The sequence below is a fragment of the Rhodanobacter sp. B04 genome (genome assembly GCF_002001125.1).
Taxonomy (GTDB): Bacteria; Pseudomonadota; Gammaproteobacteria; order Xanthomonadales; family Rhodanobacteraceae; genus Rhodanobacter.
Genome location: NZ_MUNV01000012.1, coordinates 49,875 through 72,389 on the forward strand (window position 1 = coordinate 49,875; position 22,515 = coordinate 72,389).

Sequence of the window (22,515 nt, forward strand, 5' to 3'; positions counted from 1 at the left end):
CGACGGCACGTTGTACAACGTCACCCACCGGCTCGAAACTTGCCGGTCCGGCGCCAACACTTGGTTCATCTGGATGCAATTACATTTTTGTGTCCACTCCATGACAGCAACCGCAGGACTGCCATGTCGTTGAATTCCACTGGCCACTCTCGCCCCTGGCGCGCGCTGGCGACCCGCAGCGCGCTGCTGCTGTTGCTGGCGCTGGCATTCGTGCTGCTGACCGGCCTGCTGGATGGCGGCATCGGCGTGGCCCCGTCGCAGATACTCGATCAACCACGTTTCCCGCTGGCCAATGCGTGGCCCGGCCTGCTGCTGGCCGGCGTCCTGCTGATGATCAGTCGTCGCGCACTGCTGTCGTTCGGGCTGGCGTTCCTGCTGCAAGGCCTGGTGTATGCCGTCAACCTGCTGAAGGTGGCGAACCTGGGCACCCCGCTGTTGCCGGATGATTTCCGCATGGTGGGCCAGTTGCGCAAAGGTGGCGCACACCTGCTATTCGGCTACCTGCCGCACAGCCCGTGGCCATACCTCGGCCTGCTGGCCGGGCTGGCCCTGATCGTCGCGATGTGGCGCCATGAGCCACCGCTGTTCCCGCCACGCACCCGCGGCAAGCGATTGCTGGCCGGCAGCGTGCTGGCGGCGACGCTGGCCAGCTTGCTGGTCGGCCAGTCCGCCTGGGCGAATATCTACAACGGCAAAGTACTCTGGCTGGAGCCGTGGTCGGCCTCGTCCACCAGCGAGCATTCCGGCCTGATCAGCTCACTGGTGATGTTTCACCTGCAATATGGCCAGGGCAGGCGCAAGCTCGACGGCGCCGCTGCGACGCGATTGATCGGCCAGTCCGCCGCCGCACTGCAGCAGTCGATGCACACCCCCGGCACGGGCGAGGCGCTGCCCGACATCGTGGTGATACAGAGCGAATCGTTCTTCGACCCCACCATCATGCGCGGCTACGAGCAGAGCAACTTCGCGCCCAACCTGCGCCGGCTGGCCGCGCACGGCATCAGCGGCGCCCTGCATGTGCCGACCTTCGGCGGCGGCACCATCCGCACCGAGTTCGAGGTGCTCACCGGACTGTCGCTGCGCTACTTCGAAAACCTGCAATTCCCCTACCTGCAGATGAGCCACAAGGCCGTGCCGAGCCTGGTGCGTGCGCTGAACGCACATGGCTACGAAACCACCGCGCTGCATGGCAACGACCCCGCCTTCTGGAACCGTACCACGGCGTTCAAGTCGCTGGGCTTCAGCCGCTTCGTGTCGCAAGCATCCTTCCCCACCCATGCGCCGACGGACGGCAAGTACATGGCCGACAGCGCGATGACCGACCAGATCATGCGCCAGCTGAAGGACAGCGGGCCGCCGCAATTCATCTTCGCGATCAGCATCGAGGCGCATGGCCCCTACGATGTCGAACCGGCCAACCGTGCCGAGCGCGATGCCATCCCGGTGCCGGACGGCATCGCCGGCACGGACAAGCAGGAGCTGCAGACCTATCTCTACCACCTGCAACACGCCGACGCCGAACTCGGCCGGCTGGTGACATGGCTGGCGCAGCGCCAGCGGCCGAGCCTGGTGCTGTTCTATGGCGATCACCTGCCGGCGCTCAGCAGCAGCTACGAGGTCACCGGTTTCGTCGACGACAAGGACATGCTGAGCCAGGCAGGCACGTGGCTGCTGGTCGACCCGCACTATCAGGGCCAGCCGCTGCATGAGGATACGGCCGCATGGCTGCTTCCCGGCAGATTGCTCGCACAGGCCGGCATCCATGATGATGCCTACTTCGCACTGACTGGCCTGGTCGGCCCGCAGCTCGCCGCACTGACCGAAGCACCCGGAGCCACGCCACCGGACGAAGACAGCGAGCAACGGAAACTCGACGATGCCATGGCCAGCGTCAACCAGCTGCGCATGAGCGGCAAACTCGACAAGCTGCTGCCGAAGGCCGAAACACCCTCTGCCGGCGGCATTGCCCACATCGACAACCCGCCATCCGGACAACCGCTTCCTGCCGCGCTGCCGCCCTGATCAAGACTTTTAACGATCGAACGATGCGATGCTGCCGGGCTGTCTGTCGACTGAATCGCAGATCGCCTTGTTCAGACATCTTGGGGCGGGCAAGGCCTAGCATGCGCCACATGCCATGAGGCAACCTCGCACTGTGCACTTCACGGCAAACACTTATCCTGGAGATTCATCCGATGCGCACAACCATGCTAGCTGCCTTCGTTGTCGGCGCCTGCGTACTCGCCGCCCCCGCATTCGCCCAAGTGAATCTGGGCAGTAGCGGCAGAATTGCGACCAGCGCAAAAGCCGGCACGCCCCCTTCCAGCACGACACGCACGCTCAGCCAGATCCTCTCCCAGGCACGCGGCGGCAGCACGACGACGAGCGCGCAAACCCTCGGCACCCATTCGGCAACCGTCGACCGCGGCGCCACCGTGGATGCGGGCGCCACGATAGATGCCGGCGCGACGGTGGATGCCGGTGCCACCGTGGATGCCGGTGCCACCATGGATAGCGCCGCGACCATGAACAGCAATGCGACGGTCAGCCCGGCCAGCGCTCCGGCCAATACCAGTGGCCATTGAGCGGCACTGACGACTCCTGCGCACAACAACACGACACGGTCCGGCTGCCGCAGAAAAGAAAACCCCGCCAAGGCGGGGTTTTCTCTTTACTGCATTGTACGGTGGACTTAGAAGTCCATGCCGCCCATGCCACCCATGCCGCCGCCCATGCCACCGCCGCCATGGCCGTGGCCTTCGTCCTTCTTCGGCAGCTCGGCAACGATCGCTTCGGTGGTGATCGCCAGACCGGCGACCGACGAGGCGTGTTGCAGGGCCGAACGGGTCACCTTGGTCGGATCCAGGATGCCCATCGCGACCATGTCACCGAACTCGCCGGTGGCGGCGTTGTAGCCGAAGTTGCCCTGACCTTCCTTCACCTTGTTGAGGATCACCGACGGCTCTTCGCCGGCGTTGGCGACGATCGCACGCAGCGGCGCTTCCAGCGCGCGGCGGGTGATCGCGATGCCCAGGTCCTGGTCGGTGTTGTCGCCCTTCAGGCCTTCGACGGCCTTCAGCGCGCGGATCAGCGCCACGCCGCCGCCCGGGACCACGCCTTCTTCGACGGCTGCGCGCGTGGCGTGCAGGGCGTCTTCGACGCGGGCCTTCTTTTCCTTCATTTCGATCTCGGTGCCGGCACCGACCTTGATCACCGCCACGCCGCCGGCCAGCTTGGCCACGCGCTCCTGCAGCTTCTCGCGGTCGTAGTCGGACGAGGTCTCCTCGATCTGCGCCTTGATCTGGCCGATGCGCGACTGGATCTTCTCCGCGTCGCCGGCACCATCGATGATCGTGGTGTTTTCCTTGGTGATGACGATGCGCTTGGCGCGACCCAGGTCGGCGATCGTGGTCTTCTCCAGCGACAGGCCCACTTCCTCGGACACGACCTGACCGTTGGTCAGCACCGCGATGTCTTCCAGGATCGCCTTGCGACGGTCACCGAAGCCCGGCGCCTTGACGGCGGCGACCTTGACGATGCCGCGGATGGTGTTGACCACCAGGGTGGCCAGTGCCTCGCCTTCCACTTCCTCGGCGACGATCAGCAGCGGCTTGCCGGCCTTGGCGACGGCTTCCAGCACCGGCAGCAGCTCGCGCACGTTCGACACTTTCTTGTCGTGGATCAGGATGTACGGATCGTCCAGCTCGACCTGCTGGCTCTGCTGGTTGTTGATGAAGTACGGCGACAGGTAGCCGCGGTCGAACTGCATGCCCTCGACCACGTCGAGCTCGTTCTCGAGACCCGAGCCTTCCTCGACCGTGATCACGCCTTCCTTGCCGACCTTCTTCATCGCGGTGGCGATGATGTCGCCGATGTTGGTGTCGGAGTTGGCCGAGATCGTGCCGACCTGGGCGATCGCCTTGTCGTCGGCGGTCGGGTTCGACAGCTTCTTCAGCTCGCCGACGGCGGCCGCCACGGCCTTGTCGATGCCGCGCTTCAGATCCATCGGGTTGATGCCGGCGGCAACGGCCTTGAGGCCTTCCTGGATGAACGCCTGGGCCAGCACGGTCGCGGTGGTGGTGCCGTCACCGGCGACGTCGGAGGTCTTGGAAGCGGCTTCCTTGACGATCTGCGCGCCGAGGTTCTCGTACTTGTCGGCCAGTTCGATCTCTTTCGCCACGGACACGCCGTCCTTGGTGATCGTCGGCGCGCCGAAGCTCTTCTCGAGCACGACGTTGCGGCCCTTCGGGCCGAGGGTGACCTTGACCGCGTTGGCCAGGGTGTTCACGCCCTTGAGCATGCGGGCGCGGGCGTCTTCGCCGAAACGTACTTCTTTAGCGGACATAATTTTCTTGCCTCAAAAAATTGAATAAGAATGGGGTTTGCTTTTAAAGCAGAAGGATCAGAAGCCGTATGAGGATCAGCGTGCTGCGGGTACGCGCTCTTGCGAATCCCCAAACCCGACTATCAGCCTTCGATCACGGCCACGATGTCGTCTTCCTTCAGGAAGACCAGATCTTCGCCGTCGATCTTGATTTCCTGGCCGGCGTACTTGCCGAACAGCACGGTGTCGCCAGCCTTCAGCGACATCGGGCGCACCTTGCCGTCGGCCATGATCAGGCCGGTGCCGGCGGCGACGACCTTGCCGCGGGTGGGCTTTTCGGTGGCGCTGTCGGGGATGACGATGCCGCCGGCGGAGACGCGCTCCTCTTCCAGGCGCTTGACGATGACTCGGTCGTGCAACGGACGCAGTGTGCTCATGGACAACTCCAGCTGACTATTGAGGTGGGACAAGGCTTTGAAGACCCGGATCGGCAGTCTTGTTAGCACTCGGGGTTAATGAGTGCCAATTTTACGGGTATGCCACGCCGCTGCAAGAACATTTGAACCGGGGATGCACAGCTAATTGGGTGGGCAGGGACGGGTTTCAAGGGCCGTCGGCTCCATGCCTCCACAAATTTGGAGGAGCGCACGAACGCACGCTAGGCTGAAGGCATGCACGACACCGTCCTGCTTTGTTACTGCAGCTGCCCTGATGCAGCCAGCGCCCAGGTGCTCGCCGAAACGCTGGTGGGTGAACGGCTGGCCGCCTGCGTCAATCGTGTGCCCGGCATCCGCTCTACCTATCGCTGGCAAGGCGGCGTGGCCACCGACGACGAGGAACTGCTGCTGATCAAGACTACCGCCGGACGCTTCGAGGCGCTGAAAGGCCGCCTGCTGCAACTGCACCCCTACGAACTGCCGGAGCTGATCGCCGTACCGGTGGAGTTCGGTCACACCGCTTATCTGGACTGGGTGCGGCAGACCGTCGGCGGCTGATGCGGCGTCTGTCCCGCACACCCCATGCCTCAAGCATGCGTCCGGGCAAGACTGCTGACAGATCCTGTCAGTGCGCGGAATTAGCCTGTGTGCTCCGCCACATTCCGACCGATGCCATGAAAAAGTCCGACGCCGCCGCCCTGTTGCTGCTTGGCGCCTTGTGGGGCGCCTCGTTCCTGTTCATGCGCATGGGTGCCAACCAGTTCGGTGGCATGGCGCTGGCCGGCATGCGCGCGATCGGCGCGGCCATCTGCTCCATCCCGTTGCTGAACTCACGTGAGCGCCTGGCCGAGCTGCGCACGCACTGGCGCTCGGTGCTCATCGTCGGCATCGCCAATTCGGCGCTGCCGTTCATCCTGTTCTCCTACGCCGCGCAAAGCCTGCCGGCCGGCCTCTCGGCCATCTTCGACGCGATCGCGCCGTTGCTGGTGGCGGCCTCCGGCTGGCTATGGCTGGGCGAAAGGCTCGACCTTTCACGCGCAAGCGGCCTGCTGATCGGTTTGGTCGGCGTGGTGTGGCTGATCGGCGGCAGCCTGGGTTTCGGTCATGGCGGCAGCTCGGTCGGCTGGGCGATGGCCGCCTGTGTCGGCGCCAATCTCTGCTACACCGTCGGCGCCCATTACAGCCATCGCCGCCTGCAGGTGGTGACGCCGATGACCGTGGCGATCGGCAGCCAGTTCGCCGCCGCGCTCCTGCTGCTGCCCTTCACCGTCTGGCTATGGCCGGCGAAAGCGCCGACGGTGCAGGCATGGTTCGCCATGTTCGGCCTCGCTGCAGCCTGCACTTCGCTAGCCTACGTGCTGTTTTACCGACTGATGGCGCGCATCGGCTCGACCCGCTCGATGGCGGTGCTGTACCTGATTCCGGTATTCGGCGTGCTGTGGGGCGCGCTGTTCCTCGGCGAGACGGTCACCGTCGCCATGGCCGGCGGCTGCGTGGTGATCCTGCTCGGCGTGGCGCTGACCACCGGCATGCTGCATTTCGGGGCGGGCACCATCGCCCCGCTCGATCAGGCCGAAAAGGCATAAGGCCGCATATCAGGGCACCGATCGAAAGCTGGGCCATAATCCGCGTTCACGTCGAAACACGATCCAGAACTGCGGAGTTGCAATGCGCTCGATTTTCCACGGCCACCGGGCCGCGCTGTTGTCGATCCTGCTCGTCCTGCTGGCGGGCACGCAGACCGCTCTGGCGCAGGACACCGCCGACCTGTTGCCGGTCACCGAGGCGTACAAGCTGGCTGCTGATGCCGCCACGCCAGGCGTGCTGAAGCTGCACTGGGCGATCGCGCCGGACTATTACCTCTATCGCGGCCGCATGAAATTCAAGGCCGGCGTCGGCGTGACGCTGGGCGAGCCTCAGCTGCCGGATGGCGAGAAGCACCACGACGAATACCTGGGCGATGTCGAGACGTACCACCACGGCATCGACGCCATATTGCCGTACGCCGTCGCTGCCGGCACCACGCGGCTGAAACTGAGCGTGCAGTATCAGGGCTGCCACGAGGTCGATCCGAAGATCTGCTACCCGCCGCATACCGAACAGCTGGATCTGCCGCTGCCGGCGCCCCTCGGCAGCACCAACCCATCTGCCGGCAACAATCCACTCGACGCCGCGCTCGCGCGACTAGGCAGCCGCGCACGCGGCGCACCCGCCGGCATGGACAGCGCACCGTTGCCAGCCGAACAGGCGTTCCGCCTCGAAGCGCTGGCGCATGACCCGCATCAGTTGTTGCTGCGCTGGACAATGCCGAAAGGCTACTACCTGTATCGCGACCAGACCGCGCTGAAACTCAAGGATGCCGCCAGCCTCAGCCTGAAACCGGCGTGGCCGGCCGGCACCGCACATCACGACACGCATTACGGCGATGTCACTGTGTACTTCGACCAGGTCGAACTGCCGGTAACGGTCGAGGGTGATCTCGGTGATCGCCGGCAACTGACGCTGGAGGCCAGCTTCCAGGGCTGCCAGGACGGCGGCCTGTGCTATCCGCTGATGACGCGTGCGCTAAGCATCGACCTCGGCAGCGGGGTTGCAGCCACAAGCCAGACCACGGCAGCGGCAGCGCCGCCAGCCGATCTCGGCGAGGCTCCGTTGCAGGTCGGCCTGATCGCCGCGCTGCTGCTCGCGCTCGGCGGCGGCCTGGTGCTGAACCTGATGCCGTGCGTGCTGCCGGTGCTGTCGATCAAGGCGGTCAGCGTGCTGGAAAGCGGCGAGAACCGTGCGACAGCGCGCCGCCATGCCTTGTTCTATACCGCCGGCGTAGTGTGCAGTTTCGCCGCGCTGGGGCTGGGCATCCTGGCCTTGCGCTCGGCCGGCCACGCGCTGGGCTGGGGCACGCAGCTGCAACAGCCTCTCGTAGTTGGCGCACTGGCGCTGGTGATGCTGGCGGTCGGGCTGTCGATGTCCGGCGTGGTGCAGTTCGGCGCCACGCTGGGCAATACCGGTGCCTCGCTTGCCACGCGCTCCGGGCCGAGCGGCGACTTCTTCACCGGCGTGCTGGCGGTGGTGGTGGCCAGCCCTTGCACCGCGCCGTACATGGGCAGCGCGCTGGCATATGCGTTTGCCGCACCGATGCTGTCCGCCCTGCTGGTGTTCCTGGCGCTGGGCATCGGATTGGCGTTGCCATTCCTGCTGATCGGTTTCGTGCCCGCACTGGCACGTCTGCTGCCGCGGCCGGGACGCTGGATGGAAACCCTGAAGCAGGTGCTGGCGTTCCCGATGTACCTGACCGCGGCGTGGCTGGTCTGGGTACTGGCCAACCAGCGCGGCGCCGACGCGGTGGGCCTGGTGCTGGTGGCGATGGTGTTGCTGGCGATGACGTTGTGGTGGTTCGAGCGCAACCGCTCGGGCGGCGCGGTCAGTCGGTCGCTGGTCGCACTCCTCGCGCTGGCCACCCTGGTTCCGATGTATCTGCTCGCCCACGTGCCAGCGCCGTCCAGGGTTGCCGCGAGCGAGGACGGCGTTGTCGCGTACAGCCCGGACAAACTGGCCGAACTGCGCGCCGCCGGCACGCCGGTGTTCGTCGACATGACCGCCGACTGGTGCGTCACCTGCAAGGCGAACGAGCATACCGTGCTGGATACCGAGGCGTTCCGCGACCTGCTCAAGCGCACCGGCGCGGTCTACATGAAAGGCGACTGGACCGACGTCAACCCGACCATCGGCGCCTTCCTGCAGCAGTACCACTCGCCCGGTGTGCCGCTCTACGTGGTGTTTCCAAAACATGGCGGCCCGGGCAAGCAGCTGTCGACCGTGCTGACTTCCTCGATGGTCGAACAGGCGCTGACCGAGGCGGCCCGCTGATGCTCGATCGCAGCAACAGGCTGATCCTCGGCCTGGCCGTGCTGGCTGCCGCCCTTGGCGGATATGCAGAGCATCGCCACCGGCAGCCTGTGTCCACGGATTCCAAGCTGATCGGCCAGCCGGCACCTGCGATGATCCTGGCCGATCTCGACGGCAAGCCACACCCGCTGAGCGACTATCGCGGCCACCGCGTGCTGCTCAATTTCTGGGCCAGCTGGTGCGGCCCATGCCTGGACGAGATGCCGGCACTGAACCGGGCACAAGCCAAGTTCGGCGAACAGGGAGCGATCGTGCTCGGAATTGCGATGGATGAACCGGCCCGGATCCGCGCCTTTCTGGCCACACATCCGGTGAATTACCCGATTTTACTGGGTCAGCTCGACTCTCCCAGCACCACGGTGGAATTTGGCGATGCGCATGAAGTACTGCCATATAGCGTCCTGATCGATGCAAATGGCAGCATCCTGGCCACGCAAGCGGGGGCCTTGCCTGCACCGGAGCTGGAACAGTGGCTGGCACCTGCGCCAGTCAGGCGCTGAATCATCGCCGACATACGCTGCCGCACGGAAACACCGGACTTCTCCGCCAAACATCGTCGATCTGCCGCGAACTGGACATCATCCACGACTGCGCGCACACTGCGCCGGGTTCCGGAGCCGCCGGACGCAAGCTGGACGATGTCGTGGCAAAAATCCTGGTCCTGCATGGACCGAACCTCAACCTGCTGGGTGTACGCGAGCCGGAGATCTATGGCCGCGACACGCTGACCGATATCAACCAGCGGCTGGCCGAACGCGCGCAGGCCGCCGGGCATGAGCTGGCCTGGTGCCAGTCCAACGCCGAACATGAGCTGATCGGTCGCATCCATCAGGGTCGCGACGACCGGACCGCGATGATCCTGATCAATGCCGGCGCGTTTACCCATACCAGCATTGCCCTGCGCGATGCGCTGGCGTCGGTGGCGATCCCGTTCATCGAGGTACACCTGTCCAACGTGTTCGCACGCGAGCCGTTCCGCCATCACTCCTATCTGGCGGATCTCGCCGTCGGCGTGATCTGCGGCTTCGGCAGCGACAGCTATCAACTGGCCCTGGAAGCGGCAATCCAGCGCTTGCGCACGCCAGCGCCCGCCGCGGCATAGAGCGAAACCCGGCCCGCACGGCCAACCCCTACCCTTCCGGCCACCTGCGGTGGCATGACTGAAAAGGCTGATCCGATGGATTTGCGCAAAATCAAGAAACTCATCGACCTGCTCGAGGAATCCAACCTCGCCGAACTGGAGATCAAGGAGGGCGAAGAAGTCGTCCGCCTGTCGCGGGTACCCAAGAACACCGCGCCGGCCGTTGCACCGGCGGCCGTGGCCGCCGCGCCCGCTCCGATCGCGGTGGCTTCGGCACCTGTCGCCGCCGCTGTTGAAGCACCGGCGGCGGCCGCGCTGCCAGCCGGCCACGTCGTCAAGGCGCCGATGGTCGGCACGTTCTACGCGTCCGCCACGCCCGGCACCCCGGCCTTCGTCAAGGTCGGCCAGCAGGTCAAGGCCGGCGAAACGCTGGGCATCATCGAGGCGATGAAGATGTTCAACCAGATCGAGGCCGACGTGGCCGGCACCGTGCAGGCGATCCTGGTCGAGAACGGCCAGCCGGTGGAATTCGACGAACCCATGTTCGTGATTGCCTGAGGCCGCCCGGATGCTCGAGAAGGTCGTCATCGCCAACCGCGGCGAAATCGCGTTGCGCGTGTTGCGCGCCTGCCACAGTCTGGGCATCAAGACCGTGGCGGTGCACTCCACCGTGGACCGCAATCTGAAGCACGTCGGCCTCGCCGACGAGTCGATCTGCATCGGCCCAGGCCCGTCGGTCGACAGCTATCTCAACATCCCGCGCATCATCGCGGCAGCGGAAATCACCGATGCCCAGGCGATCCATCCGGGCTACGGCTTCCTGTCCGAGCGCGCCGACTTCGCCGAGCAGGTGGAGCAGTCCGGCTTCATCTTCATCGGCCCCACCGCGGACGTGATCCGCCTGATGGGCGACAAGGTCGAGGCGATCCGCGCGATGAAGGCGGCTGGCGTGCCGTGCGTGCCCGGCTCCGGCGGCCCGCTCGGCGAGGATGTCGACACCAATATCAAGATCGCCCGCGAGATCGGCTACCCGGTGATCATCAAGGCCGCCGGCGGCGGCGGTGGCCGCGGCATGCGCGTGGTGCGCACCGAGGCGCACCTGGGCAACGCGATCACCATGACCAAGGCCGAGGCCAAGGCCGCGTTCGGCAACGAGCAGGTCTACATGGAGAAGTTCCTGGAGAATCCGCGCCACGTGGAGATCCAGGTGCTCGCCGATGGTCAGGGCAACGCGATCCATCTGGGTGAACGCGACTGCTCGATGCAGCGTCGGCACCAAAAGGTGGTCGAGGAAGCGCCGGCACCGGGCATCACGCCGGAGCAGCGTGCCGCGATCGGCAAGGTCTGTGTCGATGCCTGTATCCGCATCAACTACCGCGGCGCCGGCACGTTCGAGTTCCTGTACGAAAACGGCCGCTTCTACTTCATCGAGATGAACACCCGCATCCAGGTCGAGCACCCGGTGACCGAGCTGATCACCGGCGTCGACCTGGTGCGCGAACAGCTGCTGATCGCCGGCGGCGAGAAGCTGTCGATCCGGCAGGAAGACATCGTCATCCGCGGCCACGCGATCGAATGCCGCATCAATGCCGAGGATCCCGACACCTTCATGCCGAGCCCCGGCACGGTGAAGCGCTTCGAGGCACCCGGCGGCCCCGGCGTGCGCGTCGACACGCACCTTTACGACGGTTACAAGATCCCGCCGAACTACGACTCGATGATCGGCAAGCTGATCGTGCACGGACCGGATCGCGAAACCGCGATCGCGCGCATGCGCCTGGCACTGGCCGAGACAGTCATCGAAGGGGTCAAGTGCAACATCCCGCTGCAGCAGCGGATCATGGCCGATGTCGGCTTCCAGCATGGTGGCCAGAACATCCACTATCTGGAGAAGCGCATGGCGGAGCAGAAGGAACACCCCGCCACCGGACACTGACCGAAGGAAAAGAAGTGAGTGAAGAGGAGTGAGGAGTTGAGAAGAAGCAGGCACGCCCCGCTTCTCGCCATGGACCGAAGTGTCTCTCTCCAGCCCGACACACTCGTCACTGTGCCCGCGCCTCTTTCAATTCACTCGTCCTCACTCACTCCTCAACCCTATGCCCTTTCTCGAACTCTCCCTCAGCATCCGCGTCGAGCAGCAGCCGCACGCGGAAGAATCGCTGGACGATCTCGGTGCGTTGTCGATCACGCTGCAGGACGCCAATGCGGAGACACCGGACGAACAGGCGATCTTCGAGCCAGGTGTGGGCGAATTGCCGCTGTGGCCGACGATCACGCTGAACGCACTGTTCGACGAGCACACCGACCGTCGCGGCCTCACCGAAGCACTCGGCGAGCTGCTGCCCTGGCTGGAGCCGGACCAGCTGACGTTCCGCGAGGTCGCCGACCAGGACTGGGAGCGTGCCTGGATGGACCAGTTCAAGCCGATGCCGTTCGGTCGCCGGCTGTGGATCTATCCATGGAACATCGAACCGCCGGCCGATGACGAACTGGTCGTGGTGCGCCTCGATCCCGGCCTGGCCTTCGGCAGCGGCACGCACCCGACGACCGCACTGTGCCTGGAATGGCTGGACGGCCTCGACCTGGCCGGCAAGACGGTCACCGACTACGGCTGCGGCTCCGGCATCCTCGCGATCGCAGCGCTGAAGCTCGGTGCGGCCAGCGCGATCGGAGTCGACAACGACCCGCAGGCGCTCATTGCCTCCATCGACAACGCCGAACGCAACGAGGTCGCCGATCGCCTTGCCGTGTTCCTGCCCGAGGATTTCAACATGCAGGCCGCTCCTGCGCATTCTGCGCGCGCGGCACTAGCGCATCCATGCGCGCCGGAAGCCGACGTGTTCATCGCCAACATCCTGGCCGGGCCGCTCGGCGCCCTGGCACCGACCTTTGCTGCCGCCGCGAAACCCGGCGCGCCGTTCGCGATCTCCGGCATCCTGCAAGGGCAACAGGGCGAACTGCTGCAACGTTATGCCGAATGGTTCGACGAATTGCGCGTGGACACTCGCGAAGACTGGGTACGCATCAGCGGCCGCCGCCGCGCCTGAACACCGCAGCATCACGCCGTGGGTTTGTTGCCACGCCACTCTGCCTGCCTAGTGCGCGCACGAACCCGTCGGGGCTCCCTGCTAAGCTTGCCGCATACTGATTGAAGCGGCCCGCATGTACGCCCAATGCCCCGAATGCCTGTCCGTGTTTTCGCTGGATGTGCACACGCTCGTGCAGGCACACGGCCACGTGGTGTGCGGGCACTGCAAGGCCGGCTTCGACAGCATCGCCACGCTGACCGAACAACTGCCGCCGGAACCCTTCCACGAATTGCCGGTTAACGAACCCGCATTCGAGCCGCCGTGCGTGGATCTGGTGGTCTACCGGCCACGCCCCGATCCGCCTGCGGTCATCGAAAGCGAGGCGGTGGCAGCGGAAGCACCTGCCGCCGAAGATTTCTCGCAACTGGTATTTGCGCCACGCTTTGCCCGCGAGGCGCGCGCGCGCCGACCCGCACGTCCGGCGCGCCGACGGCGCAACCCTGCACCGGGCGAGCGCCGCTGGCCATGGGTTGTCGCATGCAGCGTGCTCGCCTTGCTGCTCGCTATTCAACTGGCCTGGGCCGAACGCAGTCCGCTGATCCGCGATCCCACGGTAGGCGGCTGGCTGCGCAGCAGCTGCAACGTGCTCAACTGCGAGCTTCCGCTGGTCTCGGCACCACGGCAGCTGCGGCTGCTCGCCAGCAATGTGCAGGCGCATCCCAGCGTCGCCGGCGCCTTGATGATCAGCGCCAGCGTGCGCAACGATGCCGCATTCGCCCAACCGTACCCGGTGCTCACGATCACCCTGTCCGACGCGCATGGACAGCGCATCGCGATGCGCCGGCTGCAGCCGAACGAATACCTCGATGACCCTGCGATTCTGCGCCGGGGCCTCGCTCCAGGCACCAGCGCCGTGCTGCTGCTGGAGGTGGAGGATCCCGGCGACAAAGCCGTGGCCTTCGAATTTGGTTTCGAATAGCACTTAAAATTATCGGCACGCACGGGTAGACTCGACCCTTCGCGCAGACTGCCAACCGCCGCTCAATACGCAGCGTACCCTGCAGCAATAGTCATAACCATACGCAGCGGCCCATGTAGCCGCGGCCTTGTCCGTGAGGGAAGATGTCCGTGAATGCCGTAAGACTGCCTGCTGTCGAGGCCGCAAAACAGACCTCGTTGCAGGACGCCGATTCGAAGGGTGTCGGCTCGCAGAATGCCGGCTCTCATAGCGCACTGAGCGAATGCGTCAGCCGTACGGTGCGCCGCTATCTCGCCGATATCGGCGATACCGAATGCGCCGAAGGCCTGCACGCGTTGGTGCTGCGCGAAGTCGAAGTGCCGCTGCTGCGCGAGGTCCTGGCATTCCATGACGGCAACCAGAGCCGCGCCGCCAGCGCACTCGGCATCAATCGCGCCACGCTGCGCAAGAAGCTGGCCGCCCACGGCCTGCTGTAACGCCTGCCGAAGCCGTCGACCAATCAGACGGCTATAATGAGCGGCTTTCCCCTCCTGGAAACCCGCTCATGCCCACGCCCCAGCTCGTCCCGGTCCGACGCGCCCTGCTCAGCGTCTCCGACAAGACCGGCCTGATCGACCTGGGCCAACGGTTGGCCGCCAAGGGCATTGAACTGCTTTCCACCGGCGGCAGCGCCAAGGCCCTGCGCGAGGCCGGCATTGCGGTCACCGACGTCAGCGAGGTCACCGGTTTCCCGGAAATCATGGACGGCCGCGTCAAGACGCTGCATCCGAAGGTGCACGGTGGCCTGCTCGGCCGGCGCGGCACGGACGATGCCGTCATGACCGAGCTCGGCATCGCGCCGATCGACCTGCTGGTGCTGAACCTGTACCCGTTCGAAAGCACCGTGGCCAAGCCCGGCTGCACACTGGAAGACGCGATCGAGAACATCGACATCGGCGGCCCGGCGATGCTGCGCTCGGCGGCGAAGAACTGGAACGATGTCGGCGTGCTGACCTCGCCCGATCAATACGACGCCGCGCTGGCCGAAATCGAACAGCATGGCGGCCTCAGCCGGCCCACCCGCTTCAAGCTGGCGGTCGCCGCGTTCAACAACGTCTCCAACTACGACGGCGCGATCAGCGACTACCTGTCGGCGCTGCAGCTCAACGAGACGCAGGACGCCATCGCAGGACATGACGCCTTCCCCGGCCAGGCCAACGGCCGCTTCGTGAAGCTGATGGACCTGCGTTACGGGGAGAATCCGCACCAACAGGCGGCGTTCTACCGCGACCTGTATCCGGCGCCGGGCACGCTCGCCACGTTCCGCCAGCTGCAGGGCAAGGAGCTGTCGTTCAACAACATCGCCGATGCCGACGCGGCGTGGGAGTGCGTACGCAGCTTCACCAAGCCGGCCTGCGTGATCGTCAAGCACGCCAACCCGTGCGGCGTCGCTGTAAGCCTGGACGGTATCGGCAAGGCCTATGACCTTGCCTACCAGACCGATCCCACTTCGGCCTTCGGCGGCATCATCGCGTTCAACCGCGAGGTGGACGGCGCCACCGCGCAGGCCATCGTGGCGCGCCAGTTCGTCGAGGTGGTGCTGGCGCCGGGTTACGCCGACGAGGCGCTGAAGGCGTTCGCCAAGAAGGGCAACGTGCGTGTACTGGTGATTCCGCTGCCCGCCGATGGCAGCCTGCTGCACGCCCATCCAGGCAACAACTCCAAGCGTGTCGGCTCAGGCTTGTTGATCCAGAGCGCCGACCTCGGCATGGTCGGCGCCGAGGATCTGAAGATCGTCACCCGCCGCGCGCCGACCGAAGCGCAGATCCACGATCTGATCTTCGCCTGGAAGGTGGCCAAGTTCGTCAAGAGCAACGCCATCGTCTATGCGAAGGACCGCCAGACCATCGGCATCGGCGCCGGCCAGATGAGCCGCGTCTACAGCGCCAAGATCGCCGGCATCAAGGCAGCCGACGAAAAGCTCGAAGTACGCGGCTCGGTGATGGCCTCCGATGCGTTCTTCCCGTTCCGTGACGGCATCGACGCCGCCGCCGCGGCCGGCATTGCCGCGGTGATCCAGCCCGGCGGCTCGATGCGCGACGCCGAGGTGATCGCCGCCGCCGACGAACATGACATGGCGATGGTATTCACCGGGATGCGCCACTTCCGTCACTGAGTGGCAGAAGTAAATCCAACTGGCTCGTCGCTGAAAGTGACGGAAATGAGCCACGCATCTAACACGGCAAGGCCCGGGGCAAACCCGGGCCTTGTTCGTTGGCGCATCCGACAGGCCTCAGTCCGCGGGTGCCGTATCCACCTCCAAGACTCGCGCCCCGGCCTCGATGCGCCGCGCGTAACGCCGCGCCAGCACCGCACAGGTCATCAGCTGGATCTGATGGAACAGCATGATCGGCAGCACGATCATCCCCAGCGGATGACCGGCGAACAGCACCTTGGCCATCGGCACGCCGCTGGCCAGGCTCTTCTTGGACCCGCAGAACACGATGGTGATCTCGTCCTCCCTGCCAAAACCGAGCGCACGTGAGCCGTAGCAGGTGATCAGCAGCGCCAGCGCCAGCAGTACCGCGTTGATCGCCAGCAAGCCGAGCAGCACCGGCAGCGGCGCCTGCTTCCACAACCCTTCCAGCACGGCCGCGCTGAACGCGCTGTAGACCACCAGCAGGATCGAGCCCTGGTCGACCAGCCCGACCAGCGGCTTGTGCTGCTGCACCCAGCTGCCGATCCAATGCTGCGCCACCTGACCGGCCACGAACGGCACCAGCAGCTGCAGCACGATGCCGCCCACCGCACCCCACGACATGCCGCCATGTCCATGCGCCTCCAGCAGCACGCCCACCAGCAATGGGGTGATGAAGATGCCGAGCAGGCTGGAGGCGGACGCCGAACAGACCGCCGCAGAGACATTGCCGCGTGCGATCGAGGTGAATGCGATCGACGATTGCACCGTCGACGGCAATGCGCACAGGAACATCACGCCCAGATACAGATCCGGCGTCACCAATGGCGACAAAACCGGCCGCAGCAGCAGACCCAGCAGGGGAAACAGCACGAAGGTGCTGGCCAGCACGGTCACGTGCAGCCGCCAGTTGGTGACGCCGGCAACCACCGCCGCGCGCGACAGCTTGGCGCCGTGCAGGAAGAACAGCAGCGCAATCGCCACATCGGTGAGCACGCCGAACACCTGCGCTGCCACTCCGCGGCACGGCAACAGGCTGGCCAGCAGCACGGTACACAACAGTGCGCAGGTGAAGCGATCGGGAAGAAATCGTTTGAGCATCGGTTGGCTGCATGCCGTACGAACGACGGCGTGGCATTGGGATGCCACTATTGCAACGTCATCACATTGATAAATCAAATCGCTTTATCTTATTCACTGATACAATTTGAATATGAATGTCAGCCTGCGCCAACTGCGAGCCTTCCTGGCCGTTGCCAGACTGCAGCATTTCCGCCGTGCCGCCGAAAGCCTGCACCTGACCCAGCCGGCGATCAGCCGGCACATCGCGGACCTGGAAGCCGAACTCGGCGTGCGGTTGTTCGACCGCAACACGCGCGAGGTCATCCCCACCGACGCCGGCCGCTATCTGCAAAGTGCGGTGGAACGCGTACTCGAGGAACTCGATGGCGTGCTGACCCACGTCCATTCCGAAAGTGAACGCAAGCAAGGCAAGGTGCGTGTCGCCGCCGTGCCCACGCTTTCGGCCGGACTGATGCCGCAATGCATTGCCGCCTGCACCAGCCGCTATCCCGCACTGACCGTGCAATTGCACGACCGAGTGCAGAGCCTGGTGCTGGACAGCGTGCGTGGCGGCGAAGTGGATTTCGGCTTGGCGATCGAACCGGCCGACAGCGAGGCTTTCGACAGCGAGACGATCCTGCACGATCCGTTCGTGCTGATCTGCCGGCGTGAGCATCCGCTGGCCAGGCTGGCGGCTGTGCCATGGAAGAAGCTGCAAGGCGAACCGTTGGTGCTGCTCGACTACGCCTCGGGCAGCCGCCGGCTGATCGACCAGCAGCTGGCCGCGCATCGTGTGGAGGCCCGCGTGATGCAGCAGACCGGGCATACGCACACGGCCTTCCGTATGGTCGAGGCAGGCCTGGGCATCAGCGTCTCGCCCAGCCTGTCACTGCCGGCATCGGAGCAGCTCACCGTACGCCCGCTGACTCCCACGGCCAAACGCGCCGTCACCCTGATCCGCCGACGGCACCGCTCGCTGTCGCCGGTGGCCGAGCTGGTCTGGGCGCAGATCCGCGAAACGGCAGCACGGCTGACGCCGATCCACCGTGCATCGTCGAAACCAGGCTGATCAGCTCATGCGGATCAGGCCAGCGCGATCACCATCGCACCGGCCACGATCAGGCCGCCGCCGATCAGCAGCGGCAGGCTCGGCTTTTCTCCAAGGAACACCAGCGCCAGCACGATCGCCATCGCCACGCTGAGCTTGTCGATCGGCGCCACCTTGCTTACCGGCCCCAGTTGCAGCGCACGGTAATAGCACAGCCAGGACAGGCCGGTGGCAATGCCGGACAGCACCAGGAACAACCAGCTGTGCAGCGGCAACCCGGTCGGTTTGGCCCATTCCTGGCGCAGGCTGAGGATGCCGGCGGTGACAACCAGGATCACGACGGTACGGATGAAGGTGGCGAGGTTGGAATTGATGCCGACCACGCCGAGCTTGCCGAACAAGGCGGTGAGCGCAGCGAACAGAGCCGAGCCCAAGGCAAACAGCAGCCAGCTTTCACGCAGTTGCATTGCGCCGTACTCCCCGCCCGGGATCCGTCTCAAGCATCGTCACCAGGCCATGCACCGGTGACGATACGCAACACCCGACTCAGTGGCTGCCGTCGTCCGCCGGCGTCTCGCTCGAGTCCGCGGCGGCCGGTTTGCTCTTGCCCCATTCCAGCACCTTGTACATCGCCGGCCCCACCGGTTTCTTGCCATGCTCGTCGACCAGCCGCCCTTGGGGATCGACCATGTAGGTCTGCTGTATGCCGTGCTTGGGCGTGACCACCACCATGTAGACCTGCCCACTGTGGCTGTATTCCTGGATGGTGTTGTCGCCTTCCTGGCGCACCCTGATCTGCGGCAGCGACGCCTGCCTGCCGTTACCGGCATCCTGCATCGCCGGCAGCGCCGGCGGCTCCCGGGTCATCGGATTGCCACCCTGCGATGCTGCGGTCGCTGGCGCCACCGCCTTCACGCCCGGATCATTGATGCCAGGGGGTGGCGGCACATTGGTCGGTGCGGATTGCGCAAAAGCGTGCGAAGCGAGCAGAGCGCTGGCCGCAGCCAGCAGAACAGGGATTTTCATGGCGGAGGCCTCGATCGGATGGCAAGAGCATAGCAGTGCACCAGCAGACCTTCCGTGAAGCATGACGTTCCCTGCATGCGAGAATGGTGCATGGCCAAACTCATCCTGATCGACGGCTCCTCCTACCTGTACCGCGCGTTCCACGCGCTGCCGCCACTGAGCAATGCCCAGGGCGAGCCCACCGGTGCACTGTTCGGCGTGGTCAACATGCTGCGTGCCACGCTGAAGGCGAAGCCGGATTATCTCGCTTTCGTCAGCGACGCGCCCGGCCCTACCTTCCGCGACACGTTGTACGACCAGTACAAGGCGAACCGGCCGCCGATGCCGGACGACTTGCGCGCGCAGGTCGAACCGATGCTGGCGATCGTCGGCGCACTGGGTTTTCCGATCCTGCGCGTGCCCGGCGTCGAAGCCGACGACGTGATCGGCACGCTGGCCGTGCAGGCGCAGGCGCTCGGCATCGAGGTGGAGATATCCACCGGCGACAAGGACATGGCGCAGCTGGTGAACCCGCACGTCACCCTGGTCAACACCATGAGCAATACGGTGATGGACAGCGCCGGCGTGATGGAGAAATTCGGCGTGCGGCCGGACCAGATCATCGACTTCCTCGCGCTCACCGGCGACACCGTCGACAACGTGCCGGGCGTGCCAAAGTGCGGCCCGAAGACCGCCGCCAAGTGGCTCGCCGAATACGCCACGCTGGATGGTGTGATCGCGAACGCCGACAAGATCGGCGGCAAGATCGGCGAAAGCCTGCGCGCCGCCCTGCCGCAACTGCCACTGTCGCGCGAACTGGTGACGATCAAGACCGACGTGGCGCTCGAGTTCGGCCCGACCGAGCTGGCCCAGCGCGAGGCCGATACCGCGCAGTTGCGCGAGCTGTACGAGCGTTATGGGTTCAAGGCGGCGCTGAAGGAACTCGACGCCGTGGCGGTACCTGTAGCAGCGCAGCCTGTGCGCGATCACGCCGAACCGCAGATTTCTGCGCAAGCAGATCGCGCACAGGGTGGGCTCCTGCAACCGGCATGGTCCGCGCCGGGCGAATACGAACTCGTCACTGCCCAGCCGCAACTCGACGCATGGCTGGAAAAATTGCACGGCGCCGAGCTGATCGCGTTTGACACCGAAACCACCAGCATCGACGCGATGCGTGCGGACATCGTCGGTCTCAGCCTCTCCATCAAACCCGGACATGCCTGCTATATCCCGCTGGGTCACGACTATCCCGGTGCGCCGAGGCAACTCAATCGCGACAGCGTGCTGGCCGCGCTGAAACCGATCTTCGAGGACGCGAACAAACCCAAGCTCGGCCAGCACGCGAAGTACGACATCAACATCCTGTGGCATTACGGCATCGCCGTGCAGGGCCTGAAGCACGATTCGATGCTGGAATCCTACGTGTGGAACGCCACTGCCACGCGCCACGACATGGACTCGCTGGCGAAGCTGTACCTCGGCTACGAGACGATCAAGTACGAACAGGTCGCCGGCAAGGGCGCCAAGCAGATTTCGTTCTCGCAGGTCGATCTGGACACCGCCTGCCGCTACGCCGCCGAGGACGCCGACATCACCTTGCGCCTGCACCATGCGCTGTGGCCGAAGCTGGAAAGCGTACCGACCTTGCGCAAGGTCTATGAGGACATCGAGATCCCGCTGGTACCGGTGCTGGCCGCGATGGAACGCCGCGGCGTGCTGATCGATGGTGACGAACTGCGCAAGCAGAGCCAACAGCTCGGCAAGCGCATGCTGGAACTGCAGCGACAGGCATACGCCCTGGCCGGCCGCGAATTCAATCTCGATTCGCCCAAACAGCTGCAGGCCATCCTGTTCGACGAACTAGGCCTACAGGCCAAGCTGAAGACGCCGACCGGCCAGCCGTCCACCAACGAGGAAGCGCTGGAGGCGATTGCCGATACGCACGAATTGCCACGGCTGATCCTCGATTATCGCGGCCTCGCCAAGCTGCGCTCCACCTATACCGACAAGCTGTCCGGCATCGTCAATCCGCGCACCGGCCGGGTGCACACCAGCTACCACCAGGGCGCGGTGGCGACCGGGCGGATATCCTCGTCCGACCCTAACCTGCAGAACATCCCGGTGCGCACCGAGGAAGGCCGGCGCATCCGCCAGGCCTTCATCGCACCGCCGGGCTGGAAGGTGATGGCGGCGGATTACTCGCAAATCGAGCTGCGCATCATGGCGCACCTGTCCGGCGACGAAGGCCTGCTGCGCGCGTTCCGTGAAGGCGGCGACGTGCATCGAGCCACCGCGGCGGAAGTGTTCGGGCTCAGGCCGGAGGAGGTCAGCACCAACCAGCGTCGCGCCGCCAAGGCGATCAACTTCGGCCTGATGTACGGCATGAGCGCGTTCGGGCTGGCACGTCAGCTCGGCGTGGATCGCGGCGAAGCCAGCGATTACATGGCGCGCTACTTCGCCCGCTATCCCGGCGTGCATGCGTTCATGGAGGCCACCCGCGCGCAGGCGCATCGCGACGGCTACGTCGAAACGATCTTCGGTCGCCGGCTGTATCTGGAAAATCTCGCCTCGCGCAACCAGGGCCTGCGCCAGGGCGCCGAACGTGCCGCGGTCAACGCGCCGATGCAGGGCAGCGCGGCCGACATCATCAAGCGCGCGATGATTGCGGTGGCCGCATGGATCGACGGGCGCGATGACGTAAACATGCTGATGCAGGTGCACGATGAACTGGTGTTCGAGGTACGCGCCGATGCAGTCGACGTGGTCCGCGCTGCCGTGATCGAGCGCATGTCCGGTGCCGCGGAACTGGCGGTGCCGTTGCTGGTCGATGTCGGTGTGGGCGCGAACTGGGACGAGGCACATTGAGCTCGCGCACTCGATGCGGAGCATCGCATATGCAACAACGGCTTGCGCGTTAAGGTTTCATCAGCTGAACCGGCAATAAATTTTTCCGTCAGCCGTTGAAACTTTCCCACCGAATCCGCATCTAAGTCTTCGGATGCACGCAACGGCATCCACGGCGAGCTTACCTCCCTGAGCAGCCACGGACGCGAACCTCTCCCCTGGGTCCCTCGCGTCCGCCCGGCCCCGAAGGTTCCCCCTAACCTTCGGGGCCTTTTTTTGCCTGCGTTTTGGCCGGTACGTTCAACGTGTACTTTTTGTGCACACCGGCAGCCGGCATACTCGGGCCACATCCATCGAGGGGAAACATTCATGCGCGCAGGACTGATCATCGTCGGCATCATCTTGCTGGCGGCCGGCATCTGGATCGTCGCCGGCCATGCCAGTTACCAGGACACCGATACGCTGCTGCAGGTCGGCTCGGCCAAGATCACCGCCACGCATGACAAGGGCGTACCGCAATGGATCGGCATCGCCGGCATCGTGATCGGTGGCCTGCTGGCGGTCGGCGGCTTCATCAGCAAGCGCTGAATGCGTTCGCTGGCCTCATGGAAAACCGCCGCCTTCGCG

General features: G+C 65.2%; 21 protein-coding genes. 16 read left to right on the top strand and 5 right to left on the bottom strand.

The genetic code is table 11. The features are described 5' to 3' along the window. The first annotated feature begins 123 nt into the window (after positions 1-123). Entirely contained in the window at positions 124-2,022 is a 1,899-nt protein-coding gene (locus B0E46_RS11160) for an LTA synthase family protein (RefSeq protein WP_077555866.1), read from the top strand. A gap of 173 nt (positions 2,023-2,195) precedes the next feature. Next, complete coding sequence (locus B0E46_RS11165) at positions 2,196-2,585, top strand: hypothetical protein (RefSeq protein WP_077555867.1); 390 nt, start codon at positions 2,196-2,198, stop codon at positions 2,583-2,585. A 107-nt stretch (positions 2,586-2,692) separates the two neighbouring features. Here B0E46_RS11165 and groL read toward each other — a convergent pair whose 3' ends face one another. Both groL and B0E46_RS11175 read right to left on the bottom strand, forming a co-directional pair. After that, complete coding sequence (groL, locus tag B0E46_RS11170) at positions 2,693-4,345, bottom strand: chaperonin GroEL (protein ID WP_077555868.1); 1,653 nt, start codon at positions 4,343-4,345, stop codon at positions 2,693-2,695. Between the two features lie 122 nt (positions 4,346-4,467). Then, positions 4,468-4,761 carry a co-chaperone GroES gene (locus tag B0E46_RS11175; protein WP_007081521.1) on the bottom strand — a complete coding sequence of 98 codons (294 nt, stop codon included), beginning with the start codon at positions 4,759-4,761 and terminating at the stop codon, positions 4,468-4,470. A 234-nt stretch (positions 4,762-4,995) separates the two neighbouring features. Between B0E46_RS11175 and cutA the strand changes: the two genes are divergently transcribed. From cutA to purH, 11 genes are all read left to right on the top strand, one after another. Beyond that, positions 4,996-5,319, top strand: coding sequence for a divalent-cation tolerance protein CutA (gene cutA, locus B0E46_RS11180; protein WP_077555869.1), 324 nt, complete (start codon positions 4,996-4,998; stop codon positions 5,317-5,319). Between the two features lie 116 nt (positions 5,320-5,435). After that, entirely contained in the window at positions 5,436-6,347 is a 912-nt protein-coding gene (locus B0E46_RS11185; protein ID WP_077555870.1) for a DMT family transporter, read from the top strand. Between the two features lie 82 nt (positions 6,348-6,429). Further along, positions 6,430-8,625, top strand: a complete 2,196-nt coding sequence (locus B0E46_RS11190; RefSeq protein WP_077555871.1) for a protein-disulfide reductase DsbD — start codon at positions 6,430-6,432, stop codon at positions 8,623-8,625. Then, positions 8,625-9,164, top strand: a complete 540-nt coding sequence (locus B0E46_RS11195) for a TlpA disulfide reductase family protein (protein WP_077555872.1) — start codon at positions 8,625-8,627, stop codon at positions 9,162-9,164. The genes B0E46_RS11190 and B0E46_RS11195 overlap by 1 nt, the downstream gene beginning before the upstream one ends. Before the next feature lie 143 nt (positions 9,165-9,307). Continuing rightward, the gene (gene aroQ / locus B0E46_RS11200; protein ID WP_077556046.1) at positions 9,308-9,766 is read left to right on the top strand and encodes a type II 3-dehydroquinate dehydratase; all 459 of its coding nucleotides are present in this window, start codon (positions 9,308-9,310) and stop codon (positions 9,764-9,766) included. Between the two features lie 75 nt (positions 9,767-9,841). Continuing rightward, the gene (accB, locus tag B0E46_RS11205; protein WP_077555873.1) at positions 9,842-10,303 is read left to right on the top strand and encodes an acetyl-CoA carboxylase biotin carboxyl carrier protein; all 462 of its coding nucleotides are present in this window, start codon (positions 9,842-9,844) and stop codon (positions 10,301-10,303) included. Between the two features lie 10 nt (positions 10,304-10,313). Continuing rightward, entirely contained in the window at positions 10,314-11,681 is a 1,368-nt protein-coding gene (accC, locus tag B0E46_RS11210; RefSeq protein ID WP_077555874.1) for an acetyl-CoA carboxylase biotin carboxylase subunit, read from the top strand. Between the two features lie 160 nt (positions 11,682-11,841). Beyond that, the gene (gene prmA / locus B0E46_RS11215) at positions 11,842-12,792 is read left to right on the top strand and encodes a 50S ribosomal protein L11 methyltransferase (RefSeq protein WP_077555875.1); all 951 of its coding nucleotides are present in this window, start codon (positions 11,842-11,844) and stop codon (positions 12,790-12,792) included. A gap of 115 nt (positions 12,793-12,907) precedes the next feature. Next, positions 12,908-13,753, top strand: a complete 846-nt coding sequence (locus tag B0E46_RS11220) for a zinc-ribbon and DUF3426 domain-containing protein (RefSeq protein WP_077555876.1) — start codon at positions 12,908-12,910, stop codon at positions 13,751-13,753. 143 nt (positions 13,754-13,896) lie between these two features. Next, on the top strand, positions 13,897-14,229 hold the full coding sequence (locus B0E46_RS11225) for a helix-turn-helix domain-containing protein (protein WP_077555877.1): 333 nt from the start codon (positions 13,897-13,899) through the stop codon (positions 14,227-14,229). A gap of 68 nt (positions 14,230-14,297) precedes the next feature. Continuing rightward, the gene (gene purH / locus B0E46_RS11230) at positions 14,298-15,908 is read left to right on the top strand and encodes a bifunctional phosphoribosylaminoimidazolecarboxamide formyltransferase/IMP cyclohydrolase (RefSeq protein WP_077555878.1); all 1,611 of its coding nucleotides are present in this window, start codon (positions 14,298-14,300) and stop codon (positions 15,906-15,908) included. Between the two features lie 117 nt (positions 15,909-16,025). On the opposite strand, the gene B0E46_RS11235 is transcribed toward purH, so the two are convergent. Beyond that, positions 16,026-17,030 carry a bile acid:sodium symporter family protein gene (locus B0E46_RS11235; protein ID WP_077555879.1) on the bottom strand — a complete coding sequence of 335 codons (1,005 nt, stop codon included), beginning with the start codon at positions 17,028-17,030 and terminating at the stop codon, positions 16,026-16,028. Between the two features lie 112 nt (positions 17,031-17,142). Between B0E46_RS11235 and B0E46_RS11240 the strand changes: the two genes are divergently transcribed. Beyond that, on the top strand, positions 17,143-18,060 hold the full coding sequence (locus tag B0E46_RS11240) for a LysR family transcriptional regulator (RefSeq protein WP_077555880.1): 918 nt from the start codon (positions 17,143-17,145) through the stop codon (positions 18,058-18,060). 14 nt (positions 18,061-18,074) lie between these two features. On the opposite strand, the gene B0E46_RS11245 is transcribed toward B0E46_RS11240, so the two are convergent. Then, complete coding sequence (locus B0E46_RS11245) at positions 18,075-18,506, bottom strand: EamA family transporter (RefSeq protein ID WP_077555881.1); 432 nt, start codon at positions 18,504-18,506, stop codon at positions 18,075-18,077. 79 nt (positions 18,507-18,585) lie between these two features. Then, entirely contained in the window at positions 18,586-19,065 is a 480-nt protein-coding gene (locus tag B0E46_RS11250) for a DUF2782 domain-containing protein (protein ID WP_077555882.1), read from the bottom strand. 90 nt (positions 19,066-19,155) lie between these two features. On the opposite strand from B0E46_RS11250, the gene polA reads away from it, so the two are divergent. Beyond that, positions 19,156-21,909 (top strand): DNA polymerase I, encoded by a 2,754-nt coding sequence (gene polA / locus B0E46_RS11255; protein WP_077555883.1) that lies wholly within the window; start codon positions 19,156-19,158, stop codon positions 21,907-21,909. Between the two features lie 348 nt (positions 21,910-22,257). Next, positions 22,258-22,476: a hypothetical protein gene (locus B0E46_RS11260; protein WP_077555884.1), complete on the top strand. Its 219-nt coding sequence runs from the start codon at positions 22,258-22,260 to the stop codon at positions 22,474-22,476. Positions 22,477-22,515 lie beyond the last annotated feature (39 nt).

What these genes read in the sequence shown, in the direction of transcription:
- B0E46_RS11245 (WP_077555881.1), bottom strand. Translation starts at nt 18,506, where the DNA reads ATGCAACTGCGTGAAAGCTGGCTGCTGTTTGCCTTGGGCTCGGCTCTG.
- groL (WP_077555868.1), bottom strand. Translation starts at nt 4,345, where the DNA reads ATGTCCGCTAAAGAAGTACGTTTCGGCGAAGACGCCCGCGCCCGCATG.
- B0E46_RS11190 (WP_077555871.1), top strand. Translation starts at nt 6,430, where the DNA reads ATGCGCTCGATTTTCCACGGCCACCGGGCCGCGCTGTTGTCGATCCTG.
- B0E46_RS11235 (WP_077555879.1), bottom strand. Translation starts at nt 17,030, where the DNA reads ATGCTCAAACGATTTCTTCCCGATCGCTTCACCTGCGCACTGTTGTGT.
- polA (WP_077555883.1), top strand. Translation starts at nt 19,156, where the DNA reads ATGGCCAAACTCATCCTGATCGACGGCTCCTCCTACCTGTACCGCGCG.
- B0E46_RS11240 (WP_077555880.1), top strand. Translation starts at nt 17,143, where the DNA reads ATGAATGTCAGCCTGCGCCAACTGCGAGCCTTCCTGGCCGTTGCCAGA.
- B0E46_RS11175 (WP_007081521.1), bottom strand. Translation starts at nt 4,761, where the DNA reads ATGAGCACACTGCGTCCGTTGCACGACCGAGTCATCGTCAAGCGCCTG.
- B0E46_RS11195 (WP_077555872.1), top strand. Translation starts at nt 8,625, where the DNA reads ATGCTCGATCGCAGCAACAGGCTGATCCTCGGCCTGGCCGTGCTGGCT.
- B0E46_RS11260 (WP_077555884.1), top strand. Translation starts at nt 22,258, where the DNA reads ATGCGCGCAGGACTGATCATCGTCGGCATCATCTTGCTGGCGGCCGGC.
- B0E46_RS11160 (WP_077555866.1), top strand. Translation starts at nt 124, where the DNA reads ATGTCGTTGAATTCCACTGGCCACTCTCGCCCCTGGCGCGCGCTGGCG.
- B0E46_RS11185 (WP_077555870.1), top strand. Translation starts at nt 5,436, where the DNA reads ATGAAAAAGTCCGACGCCGCCGCCCTGTTGCTGCTTGGCGCCTTGTGG.
- B0E46_RS11165 (WP_077555867.1), top strand. Translation starts at nt 2,196, where the DNA reads ATGCGCACAACCATGCTAGCTGCCTTCGTTGTCGGCGCCTGCGTACTC.
- B0E46_RS11225 (WP_077555877.1), top strand. Translation starts at nt 13,897, where the DNA reads ATGTCCGTGAATGCCGTAAGACTGCCTGCTGTCGAGGCCGCAAAACAG.
- cutA (WP_077555869.1), top strand. Translation starts at nt 4,996, where the DNA reads ATGCACGACACCGTCCTGCTTTGTTACTGCAGCTGCCCTGATGCAGCC.
- purH (WP_077555878.1), top strand. Translation starts at nt 14,298, where the DNA reads ATGCCCACGCCCCAGCTCGTCCCGGTCCGACGCGCCCTGCTCAGCGTC.
- B0E46_RS11250 (WP_077555882.1), bottom strand. Translation starts at nt 19,065, where the DNA reads ATGAAAATCCCTGTTCTGCTGGCTGCGGCCAGCGCTCTGCTCGCTTCG.
- accC (WP_077555874.1), top strand. Translation starts at nt 10,314, where the DNA reads ATGCTCGAGAAGGTCGTCATCGCCAACCGCGGCGAAATCGCGTTGCGC.
- prmA (WP_077555875.1), top strand. Translation starts at nt 11,842, where the DNA reads ATGCCCTTTCTCGAACTCTCCCTCAGCATCCGCGTCGAGCAGCAGCCG.
- B0E46_RS11220 (WP_077555876.1), top strand. Translation starts at nt 12,908, where the DNA reads ATGTACGCCCAATGCCCCGAATGCCTGTCCGTGTTTTCGCTGGATGTG.
- accB (WP_077555873.1), top strand. Translation starts at nt 9,842, where the DNA reads ATGGATTTGCGCAAAATCAAGAAACTCATCGACCTGCTCGAGGAATCC.